The following is a 9693-nucleotide window of genomic DNA, read 5'->3' as shown; positions in this document are numbered from 1 at the left end:
AAGGGAATAACCATTCTCTTCAATCAATGCCTTGCCTCTAAGCCTTTTAACTTTCGCTGAGTGGGAAAGAACTTAATCAACTTGGTATTACATCAACAATAAATAGTGGTAGGTGATTTTTGAACAATATTTTTCGAAAGCTAATTTGCAAAACATTAATTGCTAGTGTTTTACTTTTAACAAGTACCACTAGCTTGGCGCTTGATCCAAATAACCTTTTCCCGAAAGTAAAATTGGTGACTTCAATGGGGGTTATCGTGGTAGAGCTAGATAGTATTAAAGCGCCATTAACCGTCGATAATTTTCTTAAACTTGTGGTTAGCGGCGAATATGACAATACTATTTTTCATCGCATCATAGAAGGCTTTGTAGTACAAGGCGGTGGCTATGACGCCAAGTTAGAAGCCAGAAAAGTAGGAAAAAACATTGTTAATGAATCAGGTAATGGCCTAAAAAACACAATGGGAACCATTGCTATGGCGAAAGAAAGTCGACCACATTCTGCTAACCGTCAATTCTTTTTTAACCTTGCAGATAACAGCTCATTAGATCCGGGAAGAAAGTGGGGGTATGCGGTTTTTGGTGAAATAGTTGAAGGCCAAGAAGTGTTAGCCGCTATTGCTAAAGTACCCACAGGTTATGATGAAGGTATAGGTTGGGATGATGTGCCCGTAGAGCCAGTAACAATAATTAAAGCGACTTTATTACCGCCTTCAAATTAACCTCAGGAAGTAAAATAACAATAACTACTGAAATATAAAGTAACAAATACATTACAAAATAAAGGCACCTCTTTTTTGACAAAAAGCTATTTATCACCGATAAATAAAGGTGCCGATACAAATTTTCCACGCTAAAAAAATCACAAATAAGCTGCATAGAATATAAAGCTATGATTGAAAATAATATTTATAAGCATCCTTAATAATATTAATTTTTTAATTAATTCAGCAAACTAACAGTGATAATTAATAAAGCAAATAAAGAATATGGCACTAACGTATGTCGATTAACAATATATTAAATTGTGAGTTAAATAACGACATACCTAATGTAAATTGTACTTTTTAAGGTGTTATCATGATAATTGAGCAGTTTATCGATGAAAAAATACTACAAATGCAGGCCTATATTAATGCAGTCATTAATGAAGAGCTTCATTACACTGAACTCGATAATTTTATTTTAGATACTATGTCCGACTGGACTTTGTTAAAAGTAAGGGATGAAACACCGCACAGCGCCAAAGAACGAGTTTTTTGGCATTTAATACATGAAGTGAGTTTGCATGGTGCTTTAGCCCTTAATCAAGATCTTTATTTTAAAAGTGAAATGACCACTTGTTTAGACTTTTTTAATGGCTCAGGTAGTTACCCTATCGACTGTATTGGCTGGCGACCCATTGCTTAATTAGTCAGATTACTAAAAACTGCTTAGCTTTCATCACCTTTTCAACATATCAACTTGATTAATCAATCAATCAGCTTATTATTAGTGGCACTATCAATTAGAGCAAAACTTAACATATGCGCAACCACTCAGTAATAGTGATTTTTTTTAGCGCTATAACATCAGTTATGCATCAAAATTTCTTCCCTGTTATTATTAAAGGTAATGACTAAATGTTACCAAATAAAACATGGCTACAAAGCGCTAAAATATATTTAGAAAGACGTGTAGCTACTTTATTTTTTCTAGGTTTTTCTGCTGGTTTACCTATTCTTTTAGTTTTTTCAACATTATCATTCTGGCTACGTGAAGCAGGTGTAAGCCGTGAAAATATTGGCTATTTTAGCTGGATAGCGCTCGCTTATGCCTTTAAATGGGTTTGGGCACCCGTTGTAGATAGAGCGTCTATTCCTTTATTAACTAACTACTTAGGACGTAGACGTAGTTGGCTATTCTTGTCTCAACTTTTTATCATCTTAGCACTCATTGGTATGGCGCTAAGTGATCCACAGGCAAACCTTACGCTGTTCGTTATTTTTGCAATGATTGTTGCCTATAGCTCAGCAACACAAGATATAGTGATTGACGCGTACCGCATTGAATCCGCACCAGAAAAATATCAAGCAGCAATGGCTGCGGCTTACATGACAGGGTACCGCCTTGCGATGATAATGGCAGGAGCCGGTTCGCTTGCTATAGCCGCTTGGGCAAGCCCTAGTGATGCTTATCATCTGAGTGCATGGTCTGTTTCATATTTTGCTATGGCTGCTTGTATGGGGGTCGGTATTATTACTACACTTACTTGTCATGAGCCAGATTACCAAGATAACCTCAGTAATAAACGCCAGCAAATAGCTGTAAAACTTGAACATCAACATTTACCTCAGTTCTTTTCGCGTTTTCTAGCTTGGCTTGATATTGCCGTTGTAGCGCCATTTGCTGACTTTTTTAAACGTTATGGTAAGCAATCTTTATTAATATTATTGTTGATAGGTACCTACCGAATATCTGACATAGTCATGGGTATTATGGCAAATCCCTTTTATGTTGACATGGGCTATACCAAGGGCGAAGTGGCGGCAATCACCAAAGTTTTTGGCGTGGTTATGACATTACTCGGAGCAGGAATTGGCGGTATTCTACTTACCCGTTACAGTACTTATTCTATTCTTTTTTTAGGGGCCTTTTTGGTGGTTGTCACTAACCTAATTTTTGCAATACTTGCTTTTATTGGTAAAGATTTAGTCATCCTAACCTTAATTATTTCTATGGATAATATTAGTGCTGGCATTGCCACAACCGCTTTTGTTACTTATATGTCGAAGCTAACTAATATAGAGTTTTCAGCAACACAATATGCGCTATTTAGCTCGATGATGTTATTATTTCCCAAGTTCATCGCTGGATTCTCAGGGATATATGTCGATGGTTTTGGTTATATAAATTTCTTTATTAGCTCAGCGTTAATTGGCGTGCCCGTTTTAGGTTTAATAGTGCTGTTGAAAAAAGTCACTAAAGCTGAACTCAAAAAAGATGACGATAACAACAATGAAGTTAATGACAAAATTAACAAGGTAACAACATGATAAAATTTTTCTTTTTAGTTCCAATTCTTATGTGTGCTATATGGGTTTGGTACCTTAATGAGCACGGTTATACTTTAAAAGAAGGGCTTAAAGGCTTTACTTACATTTTCATTTTCAACGCTATTCTCATTGGTTTTTTCGTTACGATGATATTTGTAACTAAATGATTAAATTATCTTAATTTAAGTTTACCTTTGAATTTATCTAGCAATGTCAAAACTATCTCCCTCTGATAAACAAATTAGCATTCAAGCAAGCTAAAATATTATTTATGTAATACACTTAGCATATGTTTTATAACCCCTTATAAATATTATGTTAATTGTTGATCAAAGTGTTTTAGATGATATATCCAAAGGTTTCACCGTTCCTGCACAACCAAGACTTTTGTTTGATTTATTAAAGTTAATGGCTGAAGAAAGCCCTGATATAAATGAAATTAGTGAACTGATTAGTAAAGATGTTGCAGTTAGCGCCGCTATTTTAAAAACAATCAATTCTCCGCTTTATGGATTAAGCCGCACAATAACCGACATCAAAATGTCTGTTAACTACATTGGCCTTTTTGGGGTAGTCACCCTAGTAACAGGTAGCTTACTCAAAAAGAGTTTCGATCCTAAAAACTGCAGCATTAACTTAGATAACTTTTGGAAATTAACCTCTAGCATAGCCAATGTTGCTGAGTCATTAGGACAAAGATATCGCCCCAACATAGCCAATGATAAGTTTTTTAGTGTTGGTTTATTTCATGCTTGTGGTCAACCTGTAATGGCAATGAAATATAAGGATTTTCAGCAAGTAATAGATGAAGCGCAAACAACACCAGGGCTTGCGCAAACCACTATTGAAGAACAAAAATATGGTGTTCATCATGCAACAGTTGGTTATTATGTTGCTAGCTCATGGCGCTTACCTAAAGATGTTTGCCAAATAATTTTACAACACCACGATAGAGAGTTTCTAAACACCCTTAATGGCTCAGAAGAACAAGACTTGTTCGCGGTATTAAAACTCAGTGAGCAACTTGTTGCACTCAAATTTACTCACAAAGACAATGCCGATTGGGAATATGTAAAAGAAGCGGTATGCGCGGTGTTGGCTATTGATGATGAAACCTTACAGCAATTAACCCTTGAATTTACAGAGCGTGAGTACGCTTAATACTATACCAAATTGGTATTAGTTCATTGCAAATTTAAAGGTGAGTACTCTGCTTGTTAAAGAGTGCTCATTGTTAAAAGTAACAATTATTAAAAAGTTGCAATTACTAGAAGATACTAACGCAAGCCTCGGCTAAACTCCTGCCAAGATAATAATAAATCTCTAAAATCATCTAAGCCACAACCAGCCAGTTCATTCTGATCGAGATGAATGTGATCATCGGTAAGCATTTCAGGTAAGCCTTCACCATTGTCATCAAGTATGCCATTCATACTGACGTTAGTTTGAATAGAAACCTCATCACGACTTAGAATAACAGTGTATTCACTGCCTATTATCGGTATTTCATGTGACTTTCCTGCTTCAACATCATCAATTTTGCTAAGTAACTCATTTAGCTTATCTGCATCATTACCTAGTTCAACTTCAAGCCAAGGGCCTATCACCTCATGCTCTAGCGAAAAAATCGCCCTTGCTTCGCCTGTTATGGCATCGTGTACAAATTCATATTCCATAGAAAACCTACTAAATAGAGCTCAAATATTAATTAAAAAGAGACTAAAAAAAGTGATTGAAGAAAGTTATTGTGCTTGCCACTGACAATTCACTAATACGTTATCTGAGGCAGAGCTATCAGCTTTGTGTAAGTAAACCTGACCCGTATAATTATCACCAGCAGCAATAACTCCAACCCCTTTCGGTGTACCTGTCATCACAATATCGCCATCAGTTAAGGTTAAAAATGACTGTAAGTCAGCTAATATTTCATCAGGCTTAAACATCATTAAACTAACACCACCTTGTTGGATAAGTTTGTCGTTAATGCTTAATGATAAGGTCAAGGCGCTCTGCTCAACATTATCTAGGCTAACAAAATCACTAAAAACGGCTGAGCCATCAAACGCTTTGGCGCGCTCCCAAGGTAAACCTTTGGCTTTTAACTTGCTCTGAACATCACGCTTAGTTAAGTCTAAACCTAATGCTACCGCACTAAACTTACCACTTTGATATAAGAAACACAGCTCAGCTTCATAGTGTAAAGTATCTGAGTTATGCTCAGCGTTTAATGTATTACTTATCGCTGAGTTAGGTTTTAAAAAAACCACCATTTGTTCGGGGACTTCATTATCTAACTCTTTGATATGTTCAACATAGTTACGGCCAATACAAATAACTTTTGATGGTGTTAATTGTTGAGTTTTTTGCTCTGCTGAGATTAAAGTAATAGACTGCATAAAAAGCCTTGTGACGTTTCTTTAGCGAGCATAATAATCAGTTAACTAAGCTTGAACAAGGGAGATTTTATTTTTTAAAAGTATATACTGGTTAAGATAATCGGTAATTAATGAAATTATGGCTTAAATTCAAATCATTAGGGATGCTATGAAAAACGTAAAACAACTTTTAACACTCGCTGTGTTGGCGCTTAACAGTATGCTTGTTTCTGCCGATGAAGGTATGTGGCAACCCAACCAATTACCAGCCATAACTGAAGAATTGACCAAAGCAGGGTTGACTTTAAATCCAAAAGATTTAACCGACCTAACTGGGTTTCCGATGGGGGCTATTGTTAGTTTAGGCGGCTGTACTGCTTCATTTGTTTCCGATCAAGGCTTAGTTGCTACCAACCACCACTGTGTTTATGGCTCTGTACAATACAACTCAACACCAGAAAATAACTTACTCGACAATGGTTTTCTCGCCAAAAACTTCGCTGAAGAATTACCTGCAACACCCGGTACGCGCATTTACGTAACCGAAGAAATTACCGAAGTAACGCAATTAATAAAAAACAATATTAGCGAAACAATGTCGGGAACCGCACGCTATAAAGTAATTGATGATAATTCAAAAAAATTAGTCGCTGAATGTGAAAGTGATGAACGTTATCGTTGCCGTGTGGTTAATTTTCACGGTGGTTTAGAATATTATTTATTTAAACAGTTAACTATTCGAGACGTGCGTTTAGTCCACGCGCCAGCCAGTAGTATTGGCAAGTTTGGTGGTGATATAGATAACTGGATGTGGCCACGTCACACCGGTGATTACGGTTTTTATCGCGCTTATGTGAATAAAGACGGACAACCTGCAGACTTCAGCGAAGATAATGTACCTTATCAACCAAAGCATCATTTAAAACTAAATAAAAGTGGTGTTGATAACGACGATTACATCATGGTAATTGGCTACCCAGGCCGCACTAATCGTTACCGCACAGCGTATGAAGTTGAGAACATGTTTACTTGGACTTATCCTCAAGCTAAGACTTACCGTGAAGAGCTTATTGAATTAATTCATACTAATTCAGCGCCGGGCAGCGAAGCACGCATAAAATATGAAAGTACCTTAGCTGGACTCGCCAATTACGCCAAAAATTACGGCTCAATGATTCATAGCTATAACAAAGGTAGTTTTTTAACACGCAAGCAAGCTCTTGAAAGTAAGATCACAAAATGGGTACAAAGTGATCCTAAGCGTAAAGAAAATTATGGTGAGCCATTAGCTAGTTTAAATAAATTATTAAAAGAAGATAATAAACAGCAAGTGCGTGATTTAATTTTAAGTTATATGAGATACAGTAAAATGTTATCGAGCGCAGAGCAATTACATCGTTTAGCGATAGAAAAAAACAAACCTAACATCGAACGAGAAAATGGTTATCAAGAACGAGATGTCGCTCGCATTGAACAAAACATGAAGTCTGTTGATCGTCGTTATGATGAAACCATTGACCAATCAATATTATTGGCAATGTTAACGCATTATGCTGCCCTACCTAAGAGCGAGCGTATATCATCAATTGATAGCTTTTTTGGTTTAACTGATTATCTTGCAGAAGATACAAAAGATAACGCAGCAGCTAAAAATAAAGCGGCAAAACTTGCTAAGAAGCTTACCGCTAAACTCAAAAAAATGTATCAGAAAACTGAGCTAAATTCACAATCACAGCGCTTAGCACTGATGGATAAACCGGTTGAGTATTTTAACAATAGCCAAGACCCTTTTATTAAATTAGCTGTTGCTAGTTTTACCGAACGCCAAGCAATAGAAGATAAAGCCAAGCAATTATCTGGTGACATTCAAGCCTACAGACCCAAATATATGGAAGCGTTAATCGCCTATTTTAACGCGAATAAATTACCTGTTTATGCTGATGCCAATAGTACATTGCGCATTACTTACGGCAATGTAAAAGGTTACTCACCACAAGACGGGTTGTTAGCCGTACCTTTTACCACCCTTGAAGGTATAACAGCTAAAAATACAGGCGTAACTCCATTTGATGCTCCACAAAAGCAATTAGATTTAATTGATAAAAAACACTACGGTGAATACCTTGAAAAGTCACTTGGCTCTGTACCCGTAAATTATTTAGGAAACCTTGATATTACGGGTGGTAATTCAGGTTCTCCTACCTTAAACAGCAATGCTGAAATGGTTGGTTTAGTGTTTGATGGTGTGTACGAAAGCATTATTGGTGATTGGGATTATGATACGAAATTAAATCGTTCTATTCATGTTGATGTGCGTTACATACTTTGGGCAATGCAATATGTTGACGGCGCCGATAATCTTATCGCTGAAATGGACATTGTTGAATAGTATATCTACACAGAATAGTTAAACAGTACGCTGTACAAGTAACTGAACAATTGAGTTTACAACTCATCACGAACTAAGGATTGAAATGATATCAAAGTTACCCCGTTGGGTTGAATATGGTTCATTTATACTTGCGCTTGTGGCTGGGCTTGTTAACTCTATTGGTTTATTAGGTTTTCAACACCAAGCCATTTCACATTTATCAGGCACCGCAACATTACTAGGTACAAGTGCCTTTAACGCTGATATTTTTGATACCCTGCATTTATTACTTATTCTTCTTAGCTTTTTATTAGGCTCTGCTATCTCTGGTTATTTTATCAATAGCGGCTCGTTAAAGTTAGGTCGAAACTATAGTGCCTTACTTATTTTAGAAGCGTTCTTTATTTTCGGTTCGGTATATTTTTTATCAAACGGCTCAGAGCAAGGACACTACTTAGCCTCTGCAGCTTGTGGCTTACAAAATGCGCTAGCAACCACCTATAGCGGCGCTGTTATACGTACAACTCATGTTACAGGTATATTTACCGATCTTGGTATTATGTTAGGCGCCAAATTAAAAGGTGAAAAGTTTGATAACCGAAAAGCGATTCTTTTTTTATTGATCATTACAGGCTTTATTATTGGTGGTATTTTAGGCGCTTATTTTTTCAGTTTTTTACATTTTAATGCCTTATTAATCCCTGCCAGCATTTGTTTACTGTTAGCCTTGATTTACAACGTTTACAGCCCCCCAAAATATTGAAAAAGATTAGAATAAATATACTATTATCAAAAGCATGTGAATAATGGTGTGAATATTTTTTTAGCATAAATTAACAATATTTAATTAGGATTAACTGTTAATTCAATATATATTTACAATGTTCAGTACAACAAGAATCATCAATAATAAGGAGAAAATAGATGACTGAAGAAGTAGTAGAACAAAGCAATGCAACAACAGCTGAGACAGCTAAAATCGTATACATTTTATACCTAGTCGGCATTTTATTTGGTATTACTGGCATTATAGGTGTGGTTATGGCTTACATTAATAAAGCCGATGCCCCTGATTGGTTAAAGTCTCATTATCAATTTCAAATAAGAACATTCTGGATAGGCGCCCTTTACCTTGTTCTAGGTTCAATGTTTGCCATCGTACTTATTGGTTGGTTTATATTGTTATTTTGGGTACTTTGGCTAATTATTCGTTGCGTAAAAGGCATGAAGTCATTAGAAGCTAAACAAGTACATCCTAATCCTACAGGTTGGCTTTTTAGTTAAATATTCAAGCAGTAAAAATAAATACAACCAACTATATAAAAACCATATAAGAACTATATTAAAAAAATTATTAACAACAAGGAGAATCCATAATGGATTATTTTATAGGCGCGTTTAAAAAATACGCTGATTTTAGCGGCAGAGCTCGAAGAGAAGAATACTGGATGTTTATGCTAGTTTACTTTGTTATTAGTCTGGTATTAGGCTTAATAGGTATCGAGTTAATCTCGCTTCTTTTTAGTTTAGTATTATTAATACCAAGCATTAGTATTGCGACCAGAAGATTACATGATACTGGTCGTTCAGGCTGGTGGCAGTTAATCGTATTAATTCCACTTATTGGCTTAATCGTACTTATTGTTTTCTTAGTGCAAGCTGGTCACGATGAAAATGCTTACGGTGTAAACCCTAAAGCGGCTAGTGCAGCATAAGTCACCACTATAGTTATGTAACAAGTAATATTGGCTGCGGTATAAAATAGTGCTTTGCAGCCAATTTATTATTGTTTTATTGATGTTATTAAAAAGTTATTTGGAATAAATATGAACAATAAAATAATTGGTATCGTACTCATCATTCTCGGGGTTGCTTTAGCTATATGGGGTTACCATACCAAGTCCGTTAAATT

11 protein-coding genes are annotated in these 9693 nt (G+C 36.0%); 9 read left to right on the top strand and 2 right to left on the bottom strand.

Annotation, left to right across the window (positions count from 1 at the left end; all coding sequences use genetic code 11):
• Positions 1–158 precede the first annotated feature (158 nt).
• The 4 genes from KO502_RS14075 (at position 159) to KO502_RS14060 (ending at position 4196) form a co-directional block, all read left to right on the top strand.
• Positions 159–722, top strand: a complete 564-nt coding sequence (locus tag KO502_RS14075; RefSeq protein WP_216023200.1) for a peptidylprolyl isomerase — start codon at positions 159–161, stop codon at positions 720–722.
• A gap of 358 nt (positions 723–1080) precedes the next feature.
• The gene (locus tag KO502_RS14070; RefSeq protein ID WP_216023196.1) at positions 1081–1410 is read left to right on the top strand and encodes a hypothetical protein; all 330 of its coding nucleotides are present in this window, start codon (positions 1081–1083) and stop codon (positions 1408–1410) included.
• A 212-nt stretch (positions 1411–1622) separates the two neighbouring features.
• Positions 1623–3035 carry an MFS transporter gene (locus KO502_RS14065; protein WP_216023195.1) on the top strand — a complete coding sequence of 471 codons (1413 nt, stop codon included), beginning with the start codon at positions 1623–1625 and terminating at the stop codon, positions 3033–3035.
• Between the two features lie 315 nt (positions 3036–3350).
• Entirely contained in the window at positions 3351–4196 is an 846-nt protein-coding gene (locus KO502_RS14060) for an HDOD domain-containing protein (protein WP_216023194.1), read from the top strand.
• Between the two features lie 116 nt (positions 4197–4312).
• Here KO502_RS14060 and KO502_RS14055 read toward each other — a convergent pair whose 3' ends face one another.
• Complete coding sequence (locus KO502_RS14055; protein ID WP_216023193.1) at positions 4313–4711, bottom strand: YacL family protein; 399 nt, start codon at positions 4709–4711, stop codon at positions 4313–4315.
• A gap of 66 nt (positions 4712–4777) precedes the next feature.
• Positions 4778–5431 carry a fumarylacetoacetate hydrolase family protein gene (locus KO502_RS14050; protein WP_216023192.1) on the bottom strand — a complete coding sequence of 218 codons (654 nt, stop codon included), beginning with the start codon at positions 5429–5431 and terminating at the stop codon, positions 4778–4780.
• A 148-nt stretch (positions 5432–5579) separates the two neighbouring features.
• Here KO502_RS14050 and KO502_RS14045 point away from each other — a divergent pair, with 148 nt between their 5' ends.
• The 5 genes from KO502_RS14045 to KO502_RS14025 all read left to right on the top strand — a co-directional run.
• Entirely contained in the window at positions 5580–7799 is a 2220-nt protein-coding gene (locus KO502_RS14045; protein WP_216023191.1) for a S46 family peptidase, read from the top strand.
• Positions 7800–7884: 85 nt separating this feature from the next.
• Positions 7885–8544: a YoaK family protein gene (locus tag KO502_RS14040; protein ID WP_216023190.1), complete on the top strand. Its 660-nt coding sequence runs from the start codon at positions 7885–7887 to the stop codon at positions 8542–8544.
• A 161-nt stretch (positions 8545–8705) separates the two neighbouring features.
• Positions 8706–9065: a hypothetical protein gene (locus KO502_RS14035; RefSeq protein ID WP_216023189.1), complete on the top strand. Its 360-nt coding sequence runs from the start codon at positions 8706–8708 to the stop codon at positions 9063–9065.
• 92 nt (positions 9066–9157) lie between these two features.
• On the top strand, positions 9158–9496 hold the full coding sequence (locus KO502_RS14030; RefSeq protein WP_216023188.1) for a DUF805 domain-containing protein: 339 nt from the start codon (positions 9158–9160) through the stop codon (positions 9494–9496).
• A 111-nt stretch (positions 9497–9607) separates the two neighbouring features.
• A partial coding sequence (locus KO502_RS14025; protein ID WP_216023199.1) for a DUF3185 family protein occupies positions 9608–9693 on the top strand: 86 nt, incomplete at its 3' end.

The organism is Colwellia sp. E2M01 (assembly GCF_018860585.1).
Lineage (GTDB): Bacteria > Pseudomonadota > Gammaproteobacteria > Enterobacterales > Alteromonadaceae > Colwellia.
This window is presented reverse-complemented; position numbering and strand designations above follow the sequence as displayed.

Excerpts from the sequence above, each read along its gene's own strand:
- KO502_RS14070 (WP_216023196.1), top strand. The coding sequence starts at position 1,081 with ATGATAATTGAGCAGTTTATCGATGAAAAAATACTACAAATGCAGGCC.
- KO502_RS14065 (WP_216023195.1), top strand. The coding sequence starts at position 1,623 with ATGTTACCAAATAAAACATGGCTACAAAGCGCTAAAATATATTTAGAA.
- KO502_RS14060 (WP_216023194.1), top strand. The coding sequence starts at position 3,351 with ATGTTAATTGTTGATCAAAGTGTTTTAGATGATATATCCAAAGGTTTC.
- KO502_RS14055 (WP_216023193.1), bottom strand. The coding sequence starts at position 4,711 with ATGGAATATGAATTTGTACACGATGCCATAACAGGCGAAGCAAGGGCG.
- KO502_RS14050 (WP_216023192.1), bottom strand. The coding sequence starts at position 5,431 with ATGCAGTCTATTACTTTAATCTCAGCAGAGCAAAAAACTCAACAATTA.
- KO502_RS14045 (WP_216023191.1), top strand. The coding sequence starts at position 5,580 with ATGAAAAACGTAAAACAACTTTTAACACTCGCTGTGTTGGCGCTTAAC.
- KO502_RS14040 (WP_216023190.1), top strand. The coding sequence starts at position 7,885 with ATGATATCAAAGTTACCCCGTTGGGTTGAATATGGTTCATTTATACTT.
- KO502_RS14035 (WP_216023189.1), top strand. The coding sequence starts at position 8,706 with ATGACTGAAGAAGTAGTAGAACAAAGCAATGCAACAACAGCTGAGACA.
- KO502_RS14030 (WP_216023188.1), top strand. The coding sequence starts at position 9,158 with ATGGATTATTTTATAGGCGCGTTTAAAAAATACGCTGATTTTAGCGGC.